We start from the raw sequence: 25232 nt of genomic DNA on the forward strand, positions 1-25232 counted from the left end.
CTCAAATTGTAAATTCAGAAAAATTGTCAGCCACTTTGTTAGAAACAGCCTCTGATTTGGCATAAGAAAACTCATCAGAATCAAATATTGTGTCAATGGATAGATTTGGATTTTGATATAAAATGTCTAATACCTCAATGAAATCACGGATAATCTCGCGTGGGGTAATATTTAAATCTGCTCCGATGCGTTCATATTCAATTCGGATAAAGGTGGCGAGGTTATCGTCTGTCATCTTTTTTTCATAACTATAGAGATCTGCATGCATAATAGCCAACTTTTCACATAGAATTAGCATCTCTTCAGCTGTTAATGGTTCTAACTTGATGACCGGGGCCAACAAATCTCTAGCGCCTGGTTTTGAAAACTTACCTTCAGCTAGACGAGAACGCAGGGCCTCATAACTATAAACACCGCGACGTTTATCTTCTATAGCTTGTGGAGTAGTTCCCATGATGATACCAAGATATTTAGCTTTACCTTGCAGTGTGTCATTGTACATCGTTAACAGTTTTTCATAATTATATTGACGCGTGATACTATTTGGAATCTTATAGATATTTACCAGCTCGTCAATCATAATTAGCATGCCAGAATAACCAGCTAATCTAAAGAAAGCAGCGAAAAGTTTTAAATATTCATACCAATTATCATCTGTAATAATAATATTAATATCTAAGTCCTTTTTGGCTTCACGTTTTAAAGCATATTCCCCACGGAACCAGCGGATGACTTTTGCTTTCAGTTCATCGTCGGCGTTGACATAGGCATGATAATAGGAAGAAAGTAATTTAGCAAATTCAAAGCCGTATACAAGTTCACTGACTGAGGAAGTGACTGTGTAAATATTTTGATCTACCATCGCAGTCAACCGAGGATCACCTGGGGTTAGGCCACTGTCGCTGGCTGCTTTTGTTTGAACGCTGCTAATCCAACGATCCAAAATTAAGTTAAGTGCACCACCTTCAGGTTTTGTTTTTGTAGATAGATTACTAATTAATTCGCGATAGGTTGCAAGACCTTGACCTTTTGATCCTTGAAGACGTCGTTCTGGTGATAAATCTGCATCGACAACAATAAAGCCACTGTTCATCACGTAATTACGAATCGTTTGCATCAGAAAACTTTTACCTGAGCCATATCTACCAACAACGAAGCGAAAAGATGCACCGCCTTCTGATATGATATCGACATCGTGTAAAAGTGCCTGAATTTCATTTTTTCTACCCACCGTAACGTAAGGTAGTCCAATTCTAGGGACAACACCACCCTTTAAGGAATTTAATACTGTTTGTGCAATGCGCTTTGGTACTTTTTGAGTTTGTTTTGTCATTTCATATTTCTCCTAATTATTTCAATTAAATCGTCCCGATAGTCTTCAATAAGAAAGATGGTATCGCCGTCACATTGTAGAGCTGAGTCGCCGATGTCATCAAAAAGCGTTTCATTTAACGTGTCGGTAATCACTTCAGGCATGCCATGCATATCACGGATCATGTCTGTGACAGATTCGCCTCGAACTAATAAGCTTAATAATTCTAACTGGGTCTTGCTTAGTGACAGCGTAGGCTCTGAATCAATAACAGGTATTTTTTCGAGGCCAGTCTGTTCAGTGGATGGCAATATGTTATTATGCTTTGGTAATACGTTTTCAGAAGTATCTTTTTCTTCGTCAGTTAACAAACTGTCTCGTGTTTCAAACGCATCGCTTCTAATTTTATCTAAATTTGAAAATTGAATGGTAACCTTAGGCTTATCTGCTTTCAAACGAGAATCACGGTCAGCTGCAATGACAGTTTTAACGTACGGTGCTGCCCAGGTTTCTGCATCTCGTGCTTTTAAAGGATAACCAGTTTTTAAATAAAGTCGTAACATACGATCTGTTTCACGCAAAAGACCATCTAACTTTTCTTGATGAAAGTTAAATTTTTGGTAACTCTGTTCGTACCACGCATTATCTTTGTAGGTATATTTTCGGATATCATTCAACTTGTATATAAGTGGCTGTTGTGGCGTTACTTGGTAATATACGGCGTTGCCTAGAGGGTACCAAAGATGAGAATGTATTGTGCCAAAGCACGCAGAAAATAAGTTATTATCCATTTTTATAGCTGTTCGCCACACTTGAGCGAATAACTGTGTGCCGTGTTTTTCATGTTTTTTAAGGACAGCTGATGCCAAAATTTTATGTCTTCCAAAAAGACAAAGCGCATCAAATACTGCTTTGTCTTCATGCTTTTCTGGATCACCTAAAATCATGATTGCATTATCTCTTTGTAATTTTTCGGTATCAGCGTACTGATACGTCGTGTCTGGTTCTATACCATTTATTACTGCTAGTTCAAACAACCATTTATGGCTGTTTAAGCGTATACGATTATCTCCAATACCGGAGTCCAGATAATTGATTTCAAATGCTTTTATTTTTTGTAGGCTGTCTATCACGGATGATGTGCCTATGCCATTAACCAACTCATACAAATATAGGTATGCAAGTGAGGTCGTGATTTTTTTATAAATGCCTTTTCGGATGTTTGTTCGCCAACTAAAATAGCCGCGTAATTGTTTCAAACCAAGATCATGGTAGGTTGTAAAGTAGCGGTGTATGTCGACATTGTAGGAGAAAACATCTTCGTAGTCGGCCATAAATTGTCCTTGGACATAAAAATTCCGGCATTTTTGCTTGAAAGAGTTATCACCGTAAGCATAGAGTTGGCTCATTTTTATCATTTTTTCAGGAATTTTATTTTCTTTGACATCAGAAGTCATTCCCTTAAACGTCAGAGGAACCGCGTGGTATTGTTGCTGTTGTATAGGTTCAGGTTCGGCGTTTAGAACAATCGTATTACCGCTTTGTTCGTTCTTTTCAAGTGCATTATCAAAAATACGATATATAACATCTGGGTCTGTGCTGTCGTCAAAATGGACGCCTAACCACTTCGGACCGCGCATTCGAAAAGGTGACGAAAGGTAAGACGGTAAAATATCAGTTGGTATTTCCTGTGCGTATTTGATGTCACAACGCTCGATATTATCACCAGAAGTAGCGTTTTTTTGACGCATCAAAACAGCCACCCATTTATTTGTGCTGGGATCTACCAACACCGAAAAACTAGGGAATTTAGGCCATTTGTATTGTTCGATAATATTATATTTTTCCTTGGCGTATAGTACTAATTCAGATAAATTCATGTTTTCACCAGAGTATTCTGTTATTTATAAGGTTGGTAGCCATACGTCCTAAATATTTACGCAAAGATAGGTGAATAAACAACTAGGACAGTTAAATTCATCAATAATTTTTGTTATTTAAAATGTATACTACCGTCAGTATATGATGTACCGTAGCGTCACAGTCAATATCATTTTCCTTTTCATATGATTTTAATATCTTTATGACAAAATTATTCAAATTATAGGTCTTGCGCAAATTTTGTATAATACAGGTATGGGACATACCTTTCACCGCTTTCAATTAGTTTTAGTCAACGAAATTGTAGAGCCAGTCTTAACGCCAAAAATGGGGTTAAGACTGCTTTTAATTTACCGCTAAAACCGCTATACTATTAGTATAAAATCAATAAGGAGTGTGTGGAAAATGACAAAAAGAGTTCAAGGTTCTTGTACATCAATTTTAGTTGGTAAAAATGCTTCAATCGACGGTTCAACAATGATTTCTCGAAATGATGATGGGCATGAAGCTTTAGATCCACAACGTTTTGTTGTTGTACAACCTGAAGATCAACCACGTAATTATCAATCTGTTATTAGTGGTGTAAAGGTAGAATTACCAGATAATCCAATGCGTTATACCTCAATTCCAAACTCACTTTTAACAAACGGAATTTGGCCTGCAGCGGGTATCAATAGTGATAATGTAACGATGTCTGCTACAGAAACAATTACAAGTAATCCACGTATTCAAGGGCTTGATCCTTATGCTGCTGGTGGAATTGGTGAAGAAGATCTTGTAACGCTCGTCTTACCATATATTCATAGTGCTAAAGAAGGGGTTGAACGTTTAGGCGATTTACTCTTAACACATGGCACATATGAACCAAATGGTATCGCATTTTCCGATAATGATAGTGTTTGGTGGCTTGAAACAATCGGTGGCCATCATTGGGCAGCTGTTCGTATTCCGGATGACGCTTATGTTGTTGCACCTAACCGTCGAAATATTGATATGTTTGATTTTGATTCAGAAGACACACTTTGTTCTGAAGATTTAAAAGTCTTAATTGATAATAATAAGTTAAATCCTGATTTTGAGGGTTACAATTTACGTCATATCTTTGGTAGTGCATCAATTAAAGATACGGTCTACAATAATCCCCGTACATGGTACGGTCAACAATATTTCAATCCTGAAATTATTCAAGATCCAATGGATCAAGACTTACCTTTCATTTGTCATGCAAATCGTAAAATTTCAATTGAAGATGTTAAATTTGTTTTGAGTGCACATTTTGAAAATACGGAATACGATCCTTATGGTAGTGCGCCAGAAGATATTAAAACACGATTCCGTCCAATTGGGATTAACCGTAATCATAATGTACATTTATTACAAGTTCGTAATGATGTACCTGATGAGATTGCTGGGATTCACTGGTTAGCTTATGGTGCAAATACGTTTAATACAATTGTGCCATTCTATGCGAACGTTAATGACACACCAGAATCATATAAAAATGCGACAGGTGAATTTGATTTAAATAATATGTATTGGCTCAGTTGTACAACTGCATTGTTGGGCGATACGAATTATGACTTCTACGTAGATATGCGAAATACATTTGAACTTGAAGCAATGAGTGCTTACCATGAAATTCAAAATGTTGCTGATAAGGCAGTTAGTTCACAAGCAAATATCACAGCATTTTTAGAAGAAATGAATAATAAGTTAGCTACAGAATCATTAAAACGTCAAACACAATTGTTAGGTGAAATGGTTATATCTGGTTCCGAACAAATGAAATTACGTTATAACTTAAACGATTAATTATAAACAAAATGAAAAGTTATCATTAAGTTGATAACTTTTTTTGTAACAATTATTTTAATTACTAGATTTAGGCAGCACTTTTGAGTAATATGGTACCATTTCATATGCTAGTAAAAATCAAATTTAGATCACTTAAATATGGTTTATATAATTCTTATTATAATGATAACAAGTATAATAATATGCTTTTTGCTAAAATTAACGTTTTTAAAAATCTTTAAGCTTTCTTTGATTTCACTTATTGTAAAATAAGATTCGTGATTGGAGAAAGTTAATGGTTAAAACGATAAGTCAGTTAATTCGAAAAAAACGTAAGGCACTTAGTCTAACAATTGAGCAGCTTGCTGAAAAGTCTAACGTTTCTATTAGTTTGATTTCTAGAATTGAACGAGGGGACGTTGCTAATATCAGTATTAATAAATTATCTGATATTGCCAGTGCGCTAGAATTGGAATTGTCAGACTTCTTTAGTAGGCAACAGTTTTCGGATATACCTACTTTAGAATTATTACAATATTTTAGTACGTTAACAGATGAGAAACGTGAGAAATTATCAAAATCAATTCTTAGAATTATTCAATTATAAATGATAATGATTAATAATGGATTATGTTATTTTTTTATAGAATGCACAATTTTTCTGTCTTTGTATTCTTTAGTTAAATTAATTTCAATTATTTTAGGTTTTAAATTTTTCGATAACTTTAAATTGGATAGTAATAAATTAGAATTGTCCATGGTAGATCGTCATCTTCAAATAATAGATCTTAACCAAGAAACTTTCCTGGTTAAGGGTTATTTTAGTAGGAAATTGAATTAATTTAACTTAGATGTCAAGTTAAATGATAGATAAGATATCGTTAGTATTTGGAGAGAAATTAGAATAAAAAATGACATGAAATAGGTTAAATGTTAACATAAAGAGGATAATAATTCTGGGGAATAAGTTATTTTTTAAGTATGGTATTGGGGATAAAAATTTAACTCAAAAAAATATTTATGTTAATGATTGGAAATACTCGGAGGTAAGCATTTGTACAAGAAAAACATTCTCGATAAACAAGAATGGCTAATTTGCGAAATTATTTAAATATTAGCTTTGAACGAAACTGGTTTATCAAGAAAACGATTACGTGAGCAATTAAATGTTTCTGAAACGGCTGTAAAAGTTGCTTTACAACAATTGGATAAAGATTTAAATTCCGGGGATGAACCCTACATGATTATTACAAAAAATAACGTCCAATTATTAGGTAAAGGCGAAATGAATTTTAATCAAACGATTTATCGGTATATAAAAAAATCGATAAATTATCAGATTTTAATGGCCTTTTATACTAAAGGTAATGCAAAAGTTGAGAATCTAGATACTAAATTAAATGTCAGTGAGGCTTCTATTTTTAGAAGGATTAAGCGATTAAATTCTCTTTTAGAAGAATTTCATGTGAAAATTTCTCATGGTGTGATGTTAGGTAACGAAAGTCAAATTCGCTTTTTTTATTATTCATTGTTTTTAGGAATTGATTTTAAATTCGAACAATCAAGTGAAAATGGCATTATTATGGCAGTCATCCAACGGTTTGAGGAATATTTTGATTTTAATGTGAATGATAGTAGTTTAGTTAGAGTAAAGCTTTGGTTAAAAGTAACAAGTCAACGAATGATGGTTAACGATCAAGATAATCGTAGTATTTCAGTTGTTTTAGAAGACATGATAAAAAATAATTCTTTGTTCGATAGCGTTGAAGAAGAATTTGGCGAAATTGTTAAAGAGTTTAAGCATAAAGTTGATATTCATTTTGAAAGTGCACTACTTTACGCTTGGACCACGGCTTTTGTGCCAGTACCATGGAGCACCTTTGTTGCCCATGATTTCGTGGCCGTTAATCGTAAAAATAATAATAAATTGCAACAAGCTGTTGAATTTTTAGAAAATGGCTTTGAGAATAGCTTAGGTATTCAGGTTGCTGGAGGCGATTTAAGTGAGTCTTTATATCCAATTTGTACAGAAGCCTTTTTATTTCACGGCGTTTTAAAATCTGCTAGTACAGATATGATGGAAGATTATCGCCTTAGAAAAGATAATGAGTTAGTTCTTAAAAATGTAAAAAATGCCATGAGTGCAATGATTGAAGAATCGAAGGGCGATCCCGAATGGTATGCCTTTTATTCAAGGTATGGTGACTCATTTATCAAGACGATTATGTCAATTTTTAATGCGCGTTTATTGGCAAAAGAAAAATTATTAACGGTAGGTGTGGATTTAAATACTGAGGAGCGCGTTAAGGAAATGTTTATGATGTACGCCAGTCGGGAATTAAATATTAATTTACGAGTCAACATAGATGTTTACGAGTCTACTAAGAATTATGATTTAGTTATTACAAATTTTATGAGCAAAAATTATTTGAATTCAGCACTGGAGACATATATTATCACTGGATTAGGGACGGATAGTGATGTACTTGGCGTTGAACAAGAATTAATAGAGATACTTAAAAAATATTATCATACTCAATGATAATATTTTTTTGATTTGAATTAGTTATAAGCCTAAAAAAAGAGTAGATTTCTCTACTCTAAATTAACTATATTATTAAATATTCAGATATCGTAAAGCAAGTTGACAGTAAGTCATATTTGCCCAAGAAAACCAGTCTCTAGTAAATTGACTTGGGTCATTAACGTTAATTCCTTCATGACATTGTAATGTGTCATCATCGGTTTGACTAATGATATCTAAATTATTTTGCATAATTTCCGGATTATTTGATGTTAATCCCTCCATCGCTAACGAAATCGGCCAAATATATTCCTTTGGTGTATGAGGACTGCCAATCCCTTTTAAATATTTTCCCGAGTAATAATAGGGATTTTGATCACTCAGAATAAATTTACGCGTTTTTTGGTAGATAGAGTCATCAGGTGAAATATAACCAATAAATGGGAGAGATAATAGACTAGGTACGTTAGCATCGTCCATTAAATTGATATTACCTAAGCCATCAACCTCATAGGCAAAAATAGTTTCATTAGAATTTGGAGCTGATACGATTCCAAAATTTTCAATTCCAGATTCAACTTCAGATCGGAGACGACTTATTCTTTTAAGTAGCTCGACTGGAGCTGGTTGTGTTTTAGATAAGGTAAGCAACTCATCTAGGACACAAATGATATAGCAATTACCTGGAATATGATAACCATATAAGCAGGCATCATCACTTGGGCGGAAACCACTCCAAACCATACCTGTATACCCAATTGGTGCACCTTTACCACCATGACTCAATGTGTCTGTTGAGGGACCATTAGAACGATTAAAAATATAATCGGAAGTTTCATGATGTTGTTCCGTAATAAAGGTATCCACAATTAACTTTACAGTTTGCCAAAAGTTACTGTCTAAATGTTTTGAATATCCAGATTTTTGATAAAGTTCTGATGCCAAATGGATAGGGGCGCATAATGAATCAATTTCAAATTTTCTCTCCCAAACGAGATCAGATATTGGAATATTTGATTTATCAACTGTGTAGTGTGCACCAGAACTAGTTTCGTTAAATGCATTTGCATAAGGATCATGTTTAATATAGGCAAGTTGTTGATTAATAACGCCATGGATGAGATATGTTATTTCTGGAATCTTATCTGTTAGTGAAAGATAAGGTAGTATCTGAAATGTCGAATCTCTGAGCCACATGGCAGGAATATCTCCTGTAGCAATGAATATATCTGAATCATTTTGTACTTTAACCGTATTTGTTAGTGTATCAATGAATACATTACGAAATAATGCAGTAGATTTTTTTGAAGAAAGTGAAATTGTTTCTGAATAATCCGTAACTTGTTTAATTAGTTTTTCTTGATTTATCATTTAAATACCTCAAATCGTAAGTTATCATAATTACTTATTTAATTGGAAAGATACCGTAAGTTCTAATTTCTCCTGGACCAAACGATAGTAAATCAACGGTGGTAACTTTTGAATTAATGAAATGGCTAACTTTACCATTTAAATCGAGTTCAGCAATGTTACAAGTAGTATTTAATGAGAGATTGCCAGGTTGATTGATAACGTTATCAGTTGGATTATAAAGACGAAGTTCAAATCCAGTTTTATCATCTGATATTGAAAAACTACTCATAATGACCTTTAAATTTTGAACGGACATAATTGAATTGTGATTAACGTTAGTCTTTGCTGGATTCATCATGAAATATTGTAAAGGTGTTGAGAAGCGATTTATTATTTGATCTTGATAGAAAAGTTCATTTTGACTTAATTGGCGATGCTTATTTTGAAGTTCAATAGGCTTGAAGTCAGCTTCAACAACTAGCCCACCTTCAAATATTAATTCTTTATTTAATTGACTATCCGGAGTTGATACAATTTTTGTTTGTAGACCTGAAGCATCTGAGGGACGGCGCATTAAGTCAGGACGTCCTAAGAAACCTACTCCTCTAAACAATGTAATCGCTAATTTATCAAAAGATTTATCAATTAATTGAAAATCTTTCGTACCTAAGGTTAGAAAAGACCAACTTACTTCTTTATTATGTGAATTAGCGAAATGAATCATTGGTCGCATACTTGTTGGTTCTTCCTTATAACCAATTTGTTCCCAGTCTTTAAGGTGTTTGTCTTCAGTAGGACGTTCAATGATACCAAATGGGGTATCTGCGAACGAGCTAACGACATTCGTTAATTGTGTATTTAAAATAAGTCGCATACGATGATCAAGAATAGTATTATCAATGTGCATCTTAAATTTAATAACGTTAGAATTTTTTGTTAATGTTAATGTTAATTGATAATTTAATCGACCAGTTTTAGTTTTTAGTGCACGCTCCTCTAAGTTGATTGGTAAGGTCCACGAACCAGTAATTGACATAATTTGATATAATTTTCCTGATTTAAATGTTATTGAATCAGATTTTGAAAAATCTAAAGTTAATAACCAATCTTTGAATGCAGGAGAGTAGTCATACGTATCACCCTCATCACCGCTATCTTCAATTGTCATAAAATTAGAATATGAGTGATTATCAAACTTTGTTTTAAGATTTAATTGCCCGTCATCAAAAGAAATTTTGTAGAAATCATTTTGAATATCAGTAGATACTTCTAATGTATTTACTGGGTTGTTTTCAGAGACGGACTGAATGCAGTAGCCAGTCCAATCTGTAGCTGATATGATCGTTTTAAAAGCAATTTTAGTAATATAATAAAAATCATCAGTCATTTCAGTTTGATCACGGCGTAAAACTGCTGCATTTTCTTCCTTTTGATAAATAATATCAAAAGGAACATCAATGCCGTCTATTGTTTTAAGATTAAAATTAGCAAAAGAAGTACTAACTTCGAATTCACGAATTTCATTAACTGGTAAAGGAAGTGGATTCCAAGCAAATAAATTTAATTGTTTTTTATCTGAAATAGAAATACTTAGTTTACGAAGTAGATAATCTTTGAGTGAAAGAGATAATTGATCTGCCACAATTCCACGATGTAAGATATCTTGATTTGTTTTATCACTGTTACAGCCACCGGAACTATCATGAGCTTGTCCACGGGCAATAGTCTTCCAAATATCATCAATTAAACCTTGCTTTTCAGATATACCCTGATGTGTAGCAATAGCCATTAAAGGCTCGACTTCATAAGTCATTCTCCGTTCTAATTTATCGTAAAGCTGTTTTAAATCGTAACGAGAAGAATAGATTCCTCGATGTATTTTAGAATCTGATGGATCAATGAATTCTCCATTAAATGATGGTAAATTGGACTCCTTAGCTAATGCATCAAAAAATTTTGGATACGTACTTTCTTGAATAACAGAATCAGATTGTAAAAGAACACTATTAGCAGTTGCAAGTCTATCTTTTAAATTATGATCGATAGCTCGCTGGTCGCCACCAATTGGTAAAACAAGATTGTCAGATGTAGTATTCGTTGAGATTTTCTCCGTTAAATCGAAAAAGTTATCATTTTCAACTAAATCTACACCTGCATAATAGCCATTTTTAATATTAGCAACTAAAACTTTGGAGGAGTCATTACTTGTCCAGTAAAAATAGCGGGAATCGTTTTCTGTAGGGAACCCACGCCAGAAAACGGTGCTATTAATACCAAATCCATTATATATTTTTGGCATATCTTGTCCTTGTCCAAATGAATCTGGGAGATACCCAACTTTCATTACGCCACCTAAATTGTCAGCTAGCTTTGATCCAATTCTGATATTGCGAACAATAGATTCTCCAGAAGTAACCATTTCATCAATTTGAGTATACCAAGGTCCAATGAGTAAACGACCCATAGAAACATATTTTTTGATAAGATCTTCTTTTTCTGGAGCTGTATTTAGATAATCATCAATAATTGACATCTGTCCATCTAATAGATAATAATCTAGTTCATTTTTAGATAATGCCTCAAAAGCTTCGTCCATATGGAAGGCAAATTGAATTCGAGCCTCTTGACGTGTAAAATACCATTCAAAATCCCAATGAGTATGTGCGATTGCATGAATCTGTTTCAAATGAAACACCCTTTCTTCTCTTGAATTAAATTCAGATTATTCTGTAACCATGTCTGCATCCAATTTTCTTGCTTCTGCACGTTCATGGCGTTGGTTGATAATAACAAATGGAGCATATAGTGCAGTATCTAAGACAACTAAAACAGCAGTTAAAACGACTGGGCTTAGATGGAATGCACCTAATACCCAAGTGCTAATGAAAATAGGTTCATTACCAGAATTTAAAACTACAAGAGGTACAACCCAACCGATTGAAGTTACAACATATGCAATAATTGCATTTGTGACAGGTACAACAATCCATGGAATGAACATTAGTGGATTTAAAACAATAGGTAAACCGAAAATAACAGGTTCATTAATACCAAAACAACTTGGAATGAAACCTAGTTTTGCAACTTCTCGCTCTTTTTCACCTTTATTTGTGAAAATCAGCATTGCAATAATTAAACCAAATGTTGCACCAGAACCACCAATCATGGCGTAAACATTTGTCATTGTATTAGGTGAAATTGAAATATCAGCAAAACTTTGAGTTTCAGCAAATTTTGCAACGTTTTTAAGGAATAGTGGTAACCAGAAGGCTGAAATAACGCCCCAGACGATATTGAAACCATGTAAACCAAGGAACCAAAGGATTTGTTCTAATAAAATAACAATAATAATAGCTGGAAGCCCAACACCAACGCTTAACATTGGTGAGATAACAATATCAGCAATCATTTGTACTAATGAAACATAGCCAAGTGACTGTATTGTAATTCTTACGATACCAAAAATAATAAGTACTTCGGAAATTGGAATTAATGAGAAAAATGAATCGAAAACATTTTGTGGTACGTTACCAGGCATTTTAATCGTGAACTTACTTCTTGCGAATCGAGCGAACAACGAAACGGCAAGCATTCCAACAATTAAGGCTGTAAACATACCTTCATAACTAAAGAATGAAGTTGAAAAACCTTCAACAACTTTAGCTTTGCTATCCAAAAAGTTAACGTTATTAGGAATCATGACGAAGTATGCTGCGAATGCCAATAATGTGGCAATAATTGGATTTAAACCTTTATTTTTTTCGTCCTTTTTTAATTCCATTGCATACGAGTATGCTGATGAAAAAACAACGATTAGTGCAACAATACCAAGAGTAGCAGTACCAATGTAGCCGAATAAGTCACTAATACTTGTTAAAATGACATTATGAATATCTTTTGCTTTAATTAATGCATCAAGTTCCATTTTGATTAGATTTGAGAATGATCCGACAACAGTAAACGGAATTGTTCTAACAAAGGCATTCTTAATAGCTTGTAAAATGGTATTTCTTTCAACCCATGCTGAAACTTTTAAGAGTGGCCCCTGGATTTTTTCTAAGTTAAAATGCATAATAAAGACTCCTTTTAATTTTGTTTATAGAAAGCGCTTTCTATAAACAAAGTATAACAACATCTTTTTAATTTGTAAATACATATTTAAATGAAACGTGTTTACAAATTAAATTATATAATATAATATGTATATACAAATGTATAGAAATGAGGTAGACAAATGTACAGATATCGAGAAATATACTCAGATATTAAACGAGATATTTTAACAAATCATTATCGTGCCGGGGCTTTACTGCCAACTCAAGAAATATTAACCGAAAAATACCAAGTTTCTAGATTAACGTTAAAAAAATCATTAAATTTACTAATTGATGAAGGATTAGTTTATAGTAAGCAAGGGTCAGGGACGTATGTGCGACCAAGAATGGATAGTCAATCTACGGAGATGTTGCCTCTAGATTTACCTGTTGGTGTCACATATTCACATCGAGATCAAAAAATATCAAGTAAATTAATACATTTTAATGCCCGATTACCAACAGAAATAGAACAAAAAAATCTACAAATATTATCTAATGATCCAGTTTATGAAATTAAAAGGGTTAGATTGATTAATAAAAAGGTCTATAGTTTTGAGCACTCAGTGATGCCGGTCTCAATTGCGCCTATCGATGAAAAGGTATTATCAGGATCCGTGTATGACTATTTAGGGAGTCACGCGAACTTACAGTTAACAGATGCAAGACGAGTGGTTTATGCTGAACCAGCAAACAAAGAAACTAGTCAAGTTTTAGAAGTTTCCTTGGATAGTCCAATTTTTGTAATTGATCAAATCGCTTATGATCAAAAAGGCCGCGCCTTTGAATATTCGACGTCAAGATTTGTGAGCAATCATAATAAATTTGTCTTAGATGTTCATTTAAATAAAAACAACTAAAAAAGAGATTCCTGCAATATACTTTTTTTTAACCGATTTTAAAATAGGATAGCATAAAGTAGAGTAGTTTGTGATCGTAACTAGCAGTGATATTGTGGGACAATACGCGATATGTGTTGAAGTAATAAATAAAGTATGGAAAGGAGGATGCAACAATGATAATAAGACAAGAAGAAATAGAAAACGATTATAGTTTTTCACAATCTACCTTAAACGTAATTGTTATGGATTCAAAAATAACCAGCATTTCTTTACCCGAATTGAATTAATTTTGCATAAGAAAAGGCATCTGTCTTTCGACAAATACCTTAGTATTCCGCCACCAACACCAGTTGACAAAGAGCCCTTTTTAAAAGAATAATCAGTTAATCTTTAAATCTGAGCGGTATTAAAATTGAACCGAGTGGTTATTTAATACTGATTCAAAATCTCAAAATAACATATATAAAAAAATTCCCTTGAAATATCTAGACATTAGGTAAATAATGTGGGTGTAGCGAACTGTGTAGGAGTAAAAATGATATGGGGGTTAAAAAGATTTGGTTCGCGGAAATAATATGTAGGGGTGATTAAATGAATATGCTAGTTAGTGATTTTGATGGAACGATTTTGAGAGGTGACTTTGTAGATAAGAATACAAGAGAGACTATTGCGAAACACAACAAAGAAAATGATCTCTTTGTTGTGGCCACCGGAAGATCTCCAAAATCGATAGTCAATGCGAAAGAAAAATATGGTCTACCTGAGTTTAACTACGCTCTAGCATCAAATGGCTCAATAGTAATTGATAGTAGAGGTCAGATTATTAAAGCATTCTATCTGAACGGGGAGCAGATCAATGCGATAAAAGAAATAATTAATAAATACTTGAGTTCAATCGAACGAATTATGATTTCAAGTAGTGACAATGAATTACGTAGTTTCGATAAATTAAATCCTAGCTCGGATAATATTTGTTCAATTACTGTCGTAGCAAGTACTAAAATTATCAATGCTATAAGTGAGAAAATAGCAACGAAAAGAATATTGAATTTCAATCGCAATGGAAAATACTTAGACATTACGCGTGTGGGTATTGATAAGAGTACTGCAATTAATTGGTTGGTTAACATAAAAAAAGTAAATATTAATAATGTGTATTCTGTCGGAGATGATTATAATGATATAACAATGCTTCAAAGCATTAATAAGTCATTTACTTATAATGATAGTCCGTTGCCTGTCAAGACTGCTGCTAGATATTTAATAAATGTATACAGTGATATAAGTAATTATGTGAAGAAAGAAGTAGAATAAATGAAATCGCTTACATCGGCAACTAATCGTTTCTTCAATTCCAGAATTTTGACTGGAATCAAAGATGGGATGATATATACCATCCCCATTACAATTGTAAGTTCTATTTTCATTATTCTTGTACAATTTGATATTAATCCCGATTTGAAAGTCTTAATGAATCGATTGATTACTTTTTCGTTCAACATTTTAGGTGTAGTAAGTTGTTTAGGAATTGCTTTTTCGATGACTAAAAACGAAAAATTAAAACTAGAAACAACTATTACCGCACTAATTTCATTTTTAGTTCTTTGTGGAGCAGAAAATGTAAAAATAGTAAAGAATATAACCATTGATTGGATTGGAAGCAAGGGGATTATTGCAGCGATGTTAATCGGAATACTCATCCCTATTTTCTTTGAAAAGATTGTTAACTTAAGGATTGGAAATAAAGTTTTTAAAGATTTACCGAGTAATGTTGGAATAGCTTTTGAGTCTTTAATTCCGATGTTTTGTTGTTTTATTGTTATAGGTGTCGTTCAATTTGTATTTCAATTTATCATAAAAAGAACCTTCGTAGAGACTATTTATACTCTTTTGCAGCTTCCTTTACAAAACTTATCGGACACGTTTTTTGGTGTGATTTCTATCTCGGCATTGATTTCAGTTTTTTGGTTTTTTGGCATTCACGGTAATTCCGTTATTGGTGGAGTAATAACACCGATTTTATTGACAAATACTATTGAAAACCAGTCGATTATAGCAGCACACCATAATCTAACAATAGTGAATGGAGCGCATATAGTAACTCAACAGTTTTTAAATCAATTTATTACTATGACAGGAAGCGGTATTAGTATAGGGCTTATTCTATCAATGATTATTTTTTCAAAAGAGTCAGGTAATCGCAAGCTAGGATTAGGTGCTTTTGTACCTTGTTTATTTAATATTAACGAACCAATAGTTTTTGGACTACCAATTGTATTGAATCCATACATGGTAGTACCGTTCATTTTTATTCCAGTTATTACCGGAATGTCTTTATATCTTTGTATTCTATATGGAGTTATTCCGCCGTTTAACGGTGTCATTCTTCCGTGGATAACACCACCATTAATTTCAGGCTTTTTGCTAGGAAGTTATAAATATGTTGTGTTTCAAATCGTAATTATCATTATGTCTTTTGTTGTTTACACACCGTTTTTAAAGCTGTACGAAAATAATAGCACTAAGTTAGTCTTAAAGGGAGCGCATAGTAATGGAAAATTTTGATATATCCGTAATCATTCCAACCTACAATCGGAATAAATTACTTGAAATTAGTTTGCAGTCACTACTTAAACAAAAACTGAATAATACGACTTTTGAAGTAATAGTTGTCGATGATGGATCGTCTGAAGAAACAATCTCAATTGTTAAGGCATTTGAGACATCACTGAATATTAAGTACTATTATCAGTCGGATAATGGATTTAAGGTTTCTGAAGCGAGAAATGCTGGAGCAAATATCTCTGGGGGTAAATATCTCGTATTTATTGATGCTGGTATTGCAGTTTGTAGTACATTTGTGAGTGAGTACCATAGAATTTTAGTAAATAATGAAAATAGTTTTGTGATTGGTTATGTTGCGGGATTTGATGATCATGATAAATATAAACAGGCAATTATTGATAACTTTAATGCGGCGGATGTCGATGGCACGATTCAAGTATTATTGAATTTAAATGCGTATGATCGCCGTGAATCAGTATACCAGTCAATGGGAGATGATTTGTCTAAGTGGCCAGCACCATGGGTAATTGGTTGGTCATGTAATATTGGAATATCAAAAGATGCCTATCAAAGAATCGGAGGATTCGATGAGGCTTACACAACTTATGGTGGAGAGGATGCAGATTTCGCTATTAACGCATTTGTGCATCATATTAGATTTATCCTTGATAGATCTGCGATTGCAGTTCACTATCCACATGAAAAAAATAAAAATACAGTAAGCACCGAAGAAGCTAAAAAATATACGCTAAGGAAAAGAAAATATATGTTCAATAAATATGGTTTAAGCTCAATTAGAACTTGGATTGGAACTAAAACGGAATTATTAAATGGAGAGTTGAGTAAAGCTGGTGGAAATAATGAAAACTAAGAACGTTGTTGATTTACACAATTTTATAGACGTTAATGATGAGAGATTGCGTAATGGTATGTTGAAGCAAACTGTTGTTGATTTTTTGGATAATTTTAATTATGTGGATCTAACTAGATTAAATCATTCATACACTGCAAATAGTAGCCAAATATCAAAGAGTGCAATTATTGAGGGGAATGTGTATATCGGTGAAAATGTTATTATTCAGGGGTTTGCTTACATCAAAGGCCCAGCAGTCATCAAAGACAATGCATTGATTGGGAAAAGTGCATTTATTCGAGGTGGCTGTTATATTGGGGAAAATACTATAATTGGGCATTCCTCGGAGATTATTAATAGTGTGATTCTGGATGATACGCATATTGCACACTTTAATACAATAACGCGGTCTTTTATTGGAAGTGATGTAAACTTTTCAGCTTATGCGTCGACTTCCAGCTTTAACTTGTATGATGAAATTGACGCGACTGGATGGCATAAAACAAAAAAAATTTTTTTCGATGATAAAACATATTTAAAAACAAGTTCAAAATTTGGAGCCATTATAGGTGATCACTGTCGCATTGGAGCTTACACTATGACATATCCAGGTGTTACAATGGGGAAAAATTGTGTTGCGTTGCCACATCTCATGATTAAAGAGGGTTTTTATGCAAATGACAGTAAATTATACTTACAAGATTATTATACTCACACAGTAAAAAAAGGATGTTAGACAAATGGGATCAAGAATAATGCATTTATCAATTGCACAAGTAATAAATAATAAGCATGGGTTTGGAAATGATTTTTTAATTGGAAGTATTACTCCAGATGTTAACAAAAATTCGAGAACACCCAAAGAGCTTACGCACTTTATGGTGAAACGCGAAGATGGAGAACATGATATGTTTCCAAACATGTTTCTAGAGGAGTATGGAACATGTTTGAATACGTTTCAACTAGGATATTATCTTCATCTTATATCTGATGATATTTGGCTAAAAACTGTTTATAAAAAATATATTTTAGAAAACATGAGTTATAGTAAGGATGAAGCGCTACGAAGATTCTATTTAGACTTTCACTATTATAATGGTATTCTGATAAAACAATATAAACTGGTAACTTTGAAAAATAACAAATACTTATCGACTGGGGTCAACGAAATAATTGATCGTGATATTAGTGAAATTATTGAAGACTTGGATGCTGATTTTGATGATATGTCTATCGAAGACTTTCCAGGTTTACTTAAAAAAGAGGATGTAGAACAATATATTAACGTTTGTGTAAAAGAATTTGAAATTTTTCTCTTGAAAGGCAGCTATGATGGTGTTAAATTTGTTTTTTATAACGATTTTTAGAAACAAAAATCTATATTATATAGTTTAAAAAAGTTGAAATCATTAAGGCGCTGCAACTATAATTTGAAACCTGGTGAACGGTTTAAATGATGGTCATTTCAGAATTAGATAGTTCTAACTCACAGAAAGTTTCAATTTTAATTCGTTCAGATTAGGTTATACTAGACAAAAGATCAGTTCCTAGAAAGTGTGTTTGTGGTAAACACCATTTTAAAGGAAGCTGACCTTTTTTGTCCGAACAGCGTTCGGATTAATTTTACAAGCTACCAAGAAGTAACAAAAATTAGCCATACTCCTTGCAGGAATCTCTTTTTTAGTTGTTTTCAATTATTCGTTTAAAGCTTTGTAAGTTTGAATTAAAGGCATGTTTAGCGATTGGCATGAGTAATTTTAATGGTAAATGTGAATGATCATTTTCAGACAAGTAAAAATTTTCTTCTAATAATGTTGTTGCATTTTTACTAGTCAAATTAAAAATTAGAGTGTATTCGAGTTTTCCTCCGGTACTTTCATAGTAGATTGTATCATTTTCTGAACTAACAGAAATTTCCTCATTTTTATTCAAAGCAGAATCTGTTCTGTGAATATTGAATTTATTGTTGTCAATTGGCTGTACCTGAATAATATCAGGTATCCATTTCAGTAAAGTTTCCGGATTTTTTAAAAACAACGCGATTTTTTCTTTACTTGATTTGATTGAAATAACATTTGAAAATAGTGGTTTTTCCATAGGATGAAACCTCCTTTTATTTGATGACTTCATCCTATCCAATTTGAGTAAAAATTAAAAATCAGTATTCTGATATTCTAAATATTTTTATAAATTTGTTCATTAAAAAGGCCAGTTAGTAGCTGTTGCTTTTCAGTAGCGGCTAAAAAATTATCTTTATCTTCTGCTCTTTTTGCAATTTGAGCCATTAAATAAAAAGAGTTGGCTAACATATAGTGTGAGTTATGATCAGTAGCGAATTTAACAGACTTGTTTATCCAATTAAGAGACATTGTTAAATTATTGAGCTTAAAATAAATAAGTGCTGTCAAATAGAATAAAATATTTTGATTTTCTTCATAAAATAATTTATTAAAGTCCATAAAAGTCTGATCAATATATTTCTCAGCCTTATTTTGTAAATTTTGCTTTGCATATATAAAGGCCAAAGAGACGGTACCAAGTCGGGTAAGGGTATCTGGCAGAATTTTATTACTGGAAGCAAGGGACAACTTAATATATTTTTCGGTAGCAATCAATTTATTTTCAGTATGTAGAGTTGCAATACCGATATAATAATAGTATGCCTGAAGTTGCTTATCCGTTTTTAAATTATTGGTAACCGTTTCTTTATTTAGAAACTGGAGTAACTCTTTGTATTGGTGTTGATTACATAACTTAGATACACGTTCATTGAATTCATTTTCTGAACTGATATCAAAATTTTCCAGAAGACTTATTTGGTCTAAAGTAATCGATAATTTATGACATAGTTGGATTAAGAGCTGTGCATTAGGTATGTATTTATTATTTTCAATAGCACTAAGCATCGATTGCGCACAAATATCTTTGGAAACTTCTTTTTGAGTTAAGTGTAGCGATTGGCGAGTTTCTTTTAAAATTAATCCTAAGCTATTAGGCATGATATAACCTCTTTCTAGTTTGAAAAAGTTAAACAGTAATTACTGGGATAATAACATAATGGGGCATAATGATAAAATTTCATGATTAATAAATCAAACTACCATTTTTCAATCATGTCGCGTACAATTAACCTACAATTGAATGTTAAAATTTAAATAATTTGAGAATTAACAAAAGGGGATAGAATCATGCGTGCAGAATTCCAAAAGCAACATACTGAGACCTATCAGATAGACAACCATAAAGGTCTAAACGGCTGGATATCTTTCTTCTTGAGCCTTAGTTTAATCGTACTATTTGTGACAAGTGTCTTAAAAATAACCGTTTTGAATCAAACTTATACTGAAGAAAAAATTTTAACAGATTCGAACGTGACACTTGTGACACGACAGATGAATGATGGTATTTCAAGTATTGCGACATTAAATGATGTGCCAACGTCAGCTGTTAAAGATGCTTTAACGAATCAACAAGTTACTAACATTGCGAAAAATAGTTTTAGTAACGTATATGCTGGAAAACAAACTGTCATCAATCCAACTGAGATTACCAATCAAGTTGCTAGCAACGTTATGAAAAAAACGGACACATCAAATCCGTTGGTTAGCGCTAAAATTGATGGGATTGTCGCAACTTTTAAAAGTAATTTAAGTGAATATTTGACGAATAATATCCAAACGCCATATCTTTCAAAAATTGCTAGTACAGTTAGTTCGGTAAAAGTAATAGTCCAAACAGCCTTTATGTATAGTTTAATAGCTTCTGTTATTTTTGCGCTACTCTTACTGGCTATTAATCGGGCATTCTTTATACCGCTTAAATACGTCGGATTCAGTGCAATCTGGAGTGGTGTTCTAGTTTCAATTGGTTCTGCAATTGCCTTGTACAGTGGCCTAATTGGTATTGTGTCTAGTAAAGCTTCTGTTTTTACTGATATTGTGAATAATTATATCAGTGACACATTTAATACCATGTTAGTGGGTAGTTTAATTTTACTTGCTGTTGGTCTAGTATTCTGGTTAATTGGTCGTAATAAAAAATAAAAAGCAACTGATGTTCAGATTAATTTCTGAATACCAGTTGTTTTTATTTGGAACTATTCCTAAGTGTTAAGGTTGTTCCAATGGTAATAATCTGAGGGATAATTTCAGTCATCGACATTTGATTGACTAATAGTTCTGCAGCAGATTGACCCATTTTTTCTGTATAAACTTTAACTGAACTAAGCGTTGGGAAAGTATATTCAGCAATAGATGTGTCATTAAAACTAATTAAACTGATTTGTTCAGGCACTTTAATTGATATTTCATTTAATGCACGTAATGCACCGACAGCCATTGCGTCATTTGCAATAAACAACGCTTCTGGTAAATTATCTGATTGATCATTTAATAATTTCAAGGTTAATTGATAACCTGATTCTGGCGTGAAATCGCCTGTATAAACCCATTCGGGATGGTAGTTGCTAGTACGTTCTAAGTGATTTTTAAAGTGAGTGAAGCGGGAATCTGGGCCTAAATTGACATCATCAAATGTACTTTCTTGTCCTGCAATCATGCCAATTTTAGTTAAATTTTGTTTTTTAAAATGGTCAATAACGGTTGTAACTGGCGTTTTGAAATCAGTCATGACGCAACTAATACCAAAATTTAGTGTGTTCATATCAACAAAAACTAAATTAGAATTTAGTTCTTTAAATCCGGCTATTTGTGCTGCACTGTATTTACCGATAACAATAGCACCAAGAGTATCAGTCAAGGCGCTAAATTGATCATTTTGGAAAAAACGTGTAATTTCATAACCGAGTTCAATTAATTTACGTTCGATACCAATTCGAATTGAAAGGTAATACAGGTCATCTAATTCTTCTTTTTCTGTATACCATTCGATAATAGCAATCTTACCTTGAGGTGTACTGGATTTCTTTTTATTTTTTGAATAATTTAAACTTTCAGCTGCTTCAAAGATTCGTTTACGTGTATCGTCGCCAACGGATAATGTTTGATCGTAATTTAACACGCGAGAAACAGTTGCATTAGAAACTTTTGCCAACTGTGCAATGTCTTTAAGTGTTGCCATGACTACCTCCTGATTGATTGGTTATGTGTATCAGTTTACCATAATAAAAAGAATGTCGTAAAAAGATTGTAATTTTAGTAAATATTTAGTAAAATGAAAGCGGTTAATAAATTGGAGGAAAATATAATGAAAATTAATGAATTAAAGAGCGAATTTAAAGATGTTTACGGTGTGGACGCAAATGCAAGTTACTTCTCACCAGGTCGTATCAACTTAATTGGGGAACATACTGATTACAATGGTGGACATGTTTTCCCAACAGCAATTACATTAGGCACATATGCAGTTGCAACAAAACGTGATGATACAACAATTAATATCATGTCAAATAACTTTAAAGATAATGGCGTTGTCTCATTTGATTTAAGTGATTTATCATATCAAAAAGAACATAACTGGGCTAATTATCCAAAAGGGATGATTGTTTACTTGAAAGAGCAAGGTTATGTTATTGATAAAGGATTAGATATTTTACTTGAAGGTAACATTCCAAATGGTGCTGGTTTATCATCATCTGCATCAATTGAATTATTGATGGGTGTTATTTTAGAAGATCAATTTAATTTAGACATTGATCGTGTTGATCTTGTTAAAACAGGTGTCATGGTAGAAAATAAATTTATCGGTGTTAATTCAGGAATTATGGATCAATTTGCAGTCGGTATGAGTAAAGCAAATCATGCTATCTTACTGGATACAAATACACTAGATTACGATTTAGTACCAATTGATTTAAAAGACAACGTTATTATTATTATGAATACAAATAAACGTCGCGAATTAGCAGATTCTAAATATAATGAACGACGTAGTGAATGTGAAGCAGCATTAGCATTATTACAAGAGAAAAATGATATTAAATCATTAGGTGATTTGGACAATGCTAGCTTTGATTTACAAACATACTTAATCCAAAAAGAAAACCTTCTAAAACGTGCGCGTCATGCAGTTTCAGAAAACCAACGGACGATTATGGCTCAAGAAGCTTTGAAAAATGAAGATTTAGTACGTTTTGGTAAATTAGTTAACGCTTCACATGTTTCATTACAATTTGATTATGAAGTAACGGGTATTGAACTTGATACACTTGTTGAAACAGCATGGGAACAACCAGGAGTACTAGGTGCTCGAATGACTGGTGCTGGTTTTGGTGGTTGTGCAATTGCCATTGTTGCTAAAGACAAAGTTGACGCATTTGAAAGTGAAGTGGGTCGTATCTACGAAGAAAAAATCGGTTATGCACCAAGTTTCTATTTAGCAGAAATTGCTGATGGCGCTAAAAAATTAGATTAAGCATAAAGAGATAGAGGGAAAAACATGGATTCTAAACAATTAATTTCAAAATTCGTCGATAAAGTTATTCAGTTTGATCCAACGACTTATTCGACAGATGATAAAATTTATTTAGTAAACGTCGTTTTAGATTTGGTTGGTGAATCAGAGATAGAAGTAACTGAACCAGTTTCTGACACAATAATTGCTGTTAAAGACGAGCTACTTAATTTAGCAATCAAAAACGAGAAAATCAGTGCTCTAATCGCGGAGCAAGATATTCTTGGTGCTAAATTAATGGATCTGGTCACACCAATTCCAAGTCACGTGAATAAACATTTCTGGGATTTATACGCAAAAGACCCAGAGAAAGCTTTGGCTTATTTTTATGAATTAAGTCAGGCTAACGATTACATCAAAGTTGCGGCTATTGCGAAAAACATTGCTTATCAGGTACCAACAAATTATGGTGATTTAGAAATCACCATTAATTTATCTAAACCTGAAAAAGATCCAAAGCAAATTGCTTTAGCTAAAACAATGAAACAAACGGGTTATCCTAAATGCCAATTATGTATGGAAAATGAAGGCTATGCTGGAAGACTAGATTTCCCAGCTCGTCGCAATCATCGGATTGTACGATTTGATTTGGGGGATGCAACATGGGGCTTTCAATATTCGCCTTATGCTTACTTCAATGAACATTCAATTTTCTTAGATGAAAAGCATGAACCTATGGTAATTAACAAAACGACATTTTCAGATTTACTTCAAATTGTTAAAAAATTCCCGGGCTATTTTGCGGGAAGTAATGCAGATTTACCAATTGTAGGTGGCTCAATTTTAACGCATGAACACTATCAAGGTGGACGTCATGATTTTCCAATGGCAAAGGCAGAAATGAGTCAAACAATGCAATTTGCAGGATTTGATGACATTCAAGCAGGTATTGTGAACTGGCCAATGTCAGTCATTCGTTTAAATGGTGAAAATCCAGAACGATTAGCTGATTTAGCAGCAAAAATTTTAACGTCTTGGCAAGAATATAGTGATGCCGATGCACAAATTTTGGCAAAAGATGCTGACGGTACGCCACATCATACTGTGACGCCAATTTCTCGAATGCGTGACGGTCGTTATGAATTGGATTTAGTCTTGCGAGATAATCAAACATCTGATGAATTTCCAGATGGTATTTATCATCCACATGCTGATGTTCAACATATTAAAAAAGAAAACATTGGCTTGATTGAAGTTATGGGATTAGCTATTTTACCACCTCGTTTGAAAACTGAAATAACAGAGGTTGAGAAGTATCTAACAGATCAACCAAATGTCATGGCGGCTTATCATAAAACTTGGGCTGATGAAATTAAGCGTGATAATTCGATGATTTCTAAAGAGACGGTTAGTGAGCTCGTACAAAACGAAGTTGGAAAAGTCTTTATGCGTGTTCTTGAAGATGCTGGGGTTTATAAACAAGATGACCACGGCCAACAAGCATTCGTTAAGTTTATTAAACAAGTTTAAACGTAAAAAGATTAACTTATTTAAGTTAATCTTTTTTATTTAGAAATCAAATAGAAACTAACTGGTTAACGATAATTGTTAAGATAGTGTTAGAAAATTCTCTTTTTAATGTTTTGTGTTAAAATAAAATATA

At 32.9% G+C, this 25232-nt stretch carries 20 protein-coding genes; 12 read left to right on the forward strand and 8 right to left on the reverse strand.

The genetic code is table 11. The annotated features are described in order from the left end of the window. Nucleotide 1: 1 nt before the first annotated feature. Both AC1RPW_RS01555 and AC1RPW_RS01560 read right to left on the reverse strand, forming a co-directional pair. The gene (locus AC1RPW_RS01555) at nucleotides 2-1333 is read right to left on the reverse strand and encodes an ATP-binding protein (protein ID WP_481760890.1); all 1332 of its coding nucleotides are present in this window, start codon (nucleotides 1331-1333) and stop codon (nucleotides 2-4) included. Next, on the reverse strand, nucleotides 1330-3192 hold the full coding sequence (locus AC1RPW_RS01560; RefSeq protein WP_481760889.1) for a TerB N-terminal domain-containing protein: 1863 nt from the start codon (nucleotides 3190-3192) through the stop codon (nucleotides 1330-1332). Before AC1RPW_RS01560 ends, AC1RPW_RS01555 begins: the two co-directional genes overlap by 4 nt. Before the next feature lie 406 nt (nucleotides 3193-3598). On the opposite strand from AC1RPW_RS01560, the gene AC1RPW_RS01565 reads away from it, so the two are divergent. The 3 genes from AC1RPW_RS01565 to AC1RPW_RS01575 all read left to right on the forward strand — a co-directional run bounded on the left by AC1RPW_RS01565 (nucleotide 3599) and on the right by AC1RPW_RS01575 (nucleotide 7529). Further along, nucleotides 3599-5005 carry a C69 family dipeptidase gene (locus AC1RPW_RS01565; protein WP_481760888.1) on the forward strand — a complete coding sequence of 469 codons (1407 nt, stop codon included), beginning with the start codon at nucleotides 3599-3601 and terminating at the stop codon, nucleotides 5003-5005. A 277-nt stretch (nucleotides 5006-5282) separates the two neighbouring features. Then, complete coding sequence (locus AC1RPW_RS01570) at nucleotides 5283-5594, forward strand: helix-turn-helix domain-containing protein (protein ID WP_481760887.1); 312 nt, start codon at nucleotides 5283-5285, stop codon at nucleotides 5592-5594. Nucleotides 5595-6107: 513 nt separating this feature from the next. Next, entirely contained in the window at nucleotides 6108-7529 is a 1422-nt protein-coding gene (locus AC1RPW_RS01575; protein WP_481760886.1) for an AcpB/EbpR/MafR family transcriptional regulator, read from the forward strand. Between the two features lie 75 nt (nucleotides 7530-7604). Here the strand turns inward: AC1RPW_RS01575 and AC1RPW_RS01580 are convergent, their stop codons facing one another. Genes AC1RPW_RS01580 through AC1RPW_RS01590 form a run of 3 tightly spaced genes read right to left on the reverse strand, consistent with a single transcriptional unit; the run spans nucleotide 7605 to nucleotide 12936 of the window. Continuing rightward, nucleotides 7605-8882 (reverse strand): glycoside hydrolase family 125 protein, encoded by a 1278-nt coding sequence (locus AC1RPW_RS01580; RefSeq protein WP_481760885.1) that lies wholly within the window; start codon nucleotides 8880-8882, stop codon nucleotides 7605-7607. A gap of 34 nt (nucleotides 8883-8916) precedes the next feature. Beyond that, entirely contained in the window at nucleotides 8917-11550 is a 2634-nt protein-coding gene (locus tag AC1RPW_RS01585; protein ID WP_481760884.1) for a glycoside hydrolase family 38 N-terminal domain-containing protein, read from the reverse strand. Between the two features lie 36 nt (nucleotides 11551-11586). Then, entirely contained in the window at nucleotides 11587-12936 is a 1350-nt protein-coding gene (locus AC1RPW_RS01590; protein WP_481760883.1) for a PTS sugar transporter subunit IIC, read from the reverse strand. A gap of 162 nt (nucleotides 12937-13098) precedes the next feature. Here AC1RPW_RS01590 and AC1RPW_RS01595 point away from each other — a divergent pair, with 162 nt between their 5' ends. The 6 genes from AC1RPW_RS01595 to AC1RPW_RS01620 all read left to right on the forward strand — a co-directional run bounded on the left by AC1RPW_RS01595 (nucleotide 13099) and on the right by AC1RPW_RS01620 (nucleotide 18585). Further along, complete coding sequence (locus AC1RPW_RS01595) at nucleotides 13099-13818, forward strand: GntR family transcriptional regulator (RefSeq protein ID WP_481760882.1); 720 nt, start codon at nucleotides 13099-13101, stop codon at nucleotides 13816-13818. A 573-nt stretch (nucleotides 13819-14391) separates the two neighbouring features. Further along, a complete protein-coding gene (locus AC1RPW_RS01600) occupies nucleotides 14392-15114 on the forward strand; it encodes an HAD-IIB family hydrolase (protein ID WP_481760881.1) in 723 nt (240 codons plus the stop codon). Beyond that, nucleotides 15115-16365, forward strand: a complete 1251-nt coding sequence (locus tag AC1RPW_RS01605) for a PTS sugar transporter subunit IIC (protein WP_481760880.1) — start codon at nucleotides 15115-15117, stop codon at nucleotides 16363-16365. Then, entirely contained in the window at nucleotides 16352-17236 is an 885-nt protein-coding gene (locus tag AC1RPW_RS01610; protein WP_481760879.1) for a glycosyltransferase, read from the forward strand. Before AC1RPW_RS01605 ends, AC1RPW_RS01610 begins: the two co-directional genes overlap by 14 nt. Continuing rightward, nucleotides 17226-17954, forward strand: coding sequence for a DapH/DapD/GlmU-related protein (locus AC1RPW_RS01615; RefSeq protein WP_481760878.1), 729 nt, complete (start codon nucleotides 17226-17228; stop codon nucleotides 17952-17954). Before AC1RPW_RS01610 ends, AC1RPW_RS01615 begins: the two co-directional genes overlap by 11 nt. 4 nt (nucleotides 17955-17958) lie before the next feature. Further along, nucleotides 17959-18585 carry a hypothetical protein gene (locus tag AC1RPW_RS01620; protein ID WP_481760877.1) on the forward strand — a complete coding sequence of 209 codons (627 nt, stop codon included), beginning with the start codon at nucleotides 17959-17961 and terminating at the stop codon, nucleotides 18583-18585. 313 nt (nucleotides 18586-18898) lie between these two features. Here the strand turns inward: AC1RPW_RS01620 and AC1RPW_RS01625 are convergent, their stop codons facing one another. Both AC1RPW_RS01625 and AC1RPW_RS01630 read right to left on the reverse strand, forming a co-directional pair. Continuing rightward, the gene (locus AC1RPW_RS01625; RefSeq protein WP_481760876.1) at nucleotides 18899-19315 is read right to left on the reverse strand and encodes a hypothetical protein; all 417 of its coding nucleotides are present in this window, start codon (nucleotides 19313-19315) and stop codon (nucleotides 18899-18901) included. Nucleotides 19316-19392: 77 nt separating this feature from the next. Beyond that, nucleotides 19393-20217: a helix-turn-helix domain-containing protein gene (locus tag AC1RPW_RS01630; RefSeq protein WP_481760875.1), complete on the reverse strand. Its 825-nt coding sequence runs from the start codon at nucleotides 20215-20217 to the stop codon at nucleotides 19393-19395. 189 nt (nucleotides 20218-20406) lie between these two features. Here AC1RPW_RS01630 and AC1RPW_RS01635 point away from each other — a divergent pair, with 189 nt between their 5' ends. Next, nucleotides 20407-21261 (forward strand): hypothetical protein, encoded by an 855-nt coding sequence (locus tag AC1RPW_RS01635; RefSeq protein WP_481760874.1) that lies wholly within the window; start codon nucleotides 20407-20409, stop codon nucleotides 21259-21261. A gap of 43 nt (nucleotides 21262-21304) precedes the next feature. On the opposite strand, the gene AC1RPW_RS01640 is transcribed toward AC1RPW_RS01635, so the two are convergent. Further along, nucleotides 21305-22297, reverse strand: a complete 993-nt coding sequence (locus AC1RPW_RS01640; RefSeq protein ID WP_481760873.1) for a LacI family DNA-binding transcriptional regulator — start codon at nucleotides 22295-22297, stop codon at nucleotides 21305-21307. Nucleotides 22298-22423: 126 nt separating this feature from the next. On the opposite strand from AC1RPW_RS01640, the gene AC1RPW_RS01645 reads away from it, so the two are divergent. Beyond that, nucleotides 22424-23590 (forward strand): galactokinase, encoded by a 1167-nt coding sequence (locus AC1RPW_RS01645; RefSeq protein WP_481760872.1) that lies wholly within the window; start codon nucleotides 22424-22426, stop codon nucleotides 23588-23590. A 24-nt stretch (nucleotides 23591-23614) separates the two neighbouring features. Beyond that, nucleotides 23615-25099, forward strand: coding sequence for a UDP-glucose--hexose-1-phosphate uridylyltransferase (galT, locus tag AC1RPW_RS01650; protein WP_481760871.1), 1485 nt, complete (start codon nucleotides 23615-23617; stop codon nucleotides 25097-25099). Nucleotides 25100-25232: the final 133 nt, after the last annotated feature.

The organism is Dellaglioa sp. CoH-55-MRSF-8 (genome assembly GCF_056782195.1).

What these genes read in the sequence shown, in the direction of transcription:
- AC1RPW_RS01555 (WP_481760890.1), bottom strand. Translation starts at nt 1,333, where the DNA reads ATGACAAAACAAACTCAAAAAGTACCAAAGCGCATTGCACAAACAGTA.
- AC1RPW_RS01560 (WP_481760889.1), bottom strand. Translation starts at nt 3,192, where the DNA reads ATGAATTTATCTGAATTAGTACTATACGCCAAGGAAAAATATAATATT.
- AC1RPW_RS01565 (WP_481760888.1), top strand. Translation starts at nt 3,599, where the DNA reads ATGACAAAAAGAGTTCAAGGTTCTTGTACATCAATTTTAGTTGGTAAA.
- AC1RPW_RS01570 (WP_481760887.1), top strand. Translation starts at nt 5,283, where the DNA reads ATGGTTAAAACGATAAGTCAGTTAATTCGAAAAAAACGTAAGGCACTT.
- AC1RPW_RS01580 (WP_481760885.1), bottom strand. Translation starts at nt 8,882, where the DNA reads ATGATAAATCAAGAAAAACTAATTAAACAAGTTACGGATTATTCAGAA.
- AC1RPW_RS01590 (WP_481760883.1), bottom strand. Translation starts at nt 12,936, where the DNA reads ATGCATTTTAACTTAGAAAAAATCCAGGGGCCACTCTTAAAAGTTTCA.
- AC1RPW_RS01595 (WP_481760882.1), top strand. Translation starts at nt 13,099, where the DNA reads ATGTACAGATATCGAGAAATATACTCAGATATTAAACGAGATATTTTA.
- AC1RPW_RS01600 (WP_481760881.1), top strand. Translation starts at nt 14,392, where the DNA reads ATGAATATGCTAGTTAGTGATTTTGATGGAACGATTTTGAGAGGTGAC.
- AC1RPW_RS01605 (WP_481760880.1), top strand. Translation starts at nt 15,115, where the DNA reads ATGAAATCGCTTACATCGGCAACTAATCGTTTCTTCAATTCCAGAATT.
- AC1RPW_RS01610 (WP_481760879.1), top strand. Translation starts at nt 16,352, where the DNA reads ATGGAAAATTTTGATATATCCGTAATCATTCCAACCTACAATCGGAAT.
- AC1RPW_RS01615 (WP_481760878.1), top strand. Translation starts at nt 17,226, where the DNA reads ATGAAAACTAAGAACGTTGTTGATTTACACAATTTTATAGACGTTAAT.
- AC1RPW_RS01620 (WP_481760877.1), top strand. Translation starts at nt 17,959, where the DNA reads ATGGGATCAAGAATAATGCATTTATCAATTGCACAAGTAATAAATAAT.
- AC1RPW_RS01625 (WP_481760876.1), bottom strand. Translation starts at nt 19,315, where the DNA reads ATGGAAAAACCACTATTTTCAAATGTTATTTCAATCAAATCAAGTAAA.
- AC1RPW_RS01630 (WP_481760875.1), bottom strand. Translation starts at nt 20,217, where the DNA reads ATGCCTAATAGCTTAGGATTAATTTTAAAAGAAACTCGCCAATCGCTA.
- AC1RPW_RS01635 (WP_481760874.1), top strand. Translation starts at nt 20,407, where the DNA reads ATGCGTGCAGAATTCCAAAAGCAACATACTGAGACCTATCAGATAGAC.
- AC1RPW_RS01640 (WP_481760873.1), bottom strand. Translation starts at nt 22,297, where the DNA reads ATGGCAACACTTAAAGACATTGCACAGTTGGCAAAAGTTTCTAATGCA.
- AC1RPW_RS01645 (WP_481760872.1), top strand. Translation starts at nt 22,424, where the DNA reads ATGAAAATTAATGAATTAAAGAGCGAATTTAAAGATGTTTACGGTGTG.
- galT (WP_481760871.1), top strand. Translation starts at nt 23,615, where the DNA reads ATGGATTCTAAACAATTAATTTCAAAATTCGTCGATAAAGTTATTCAG.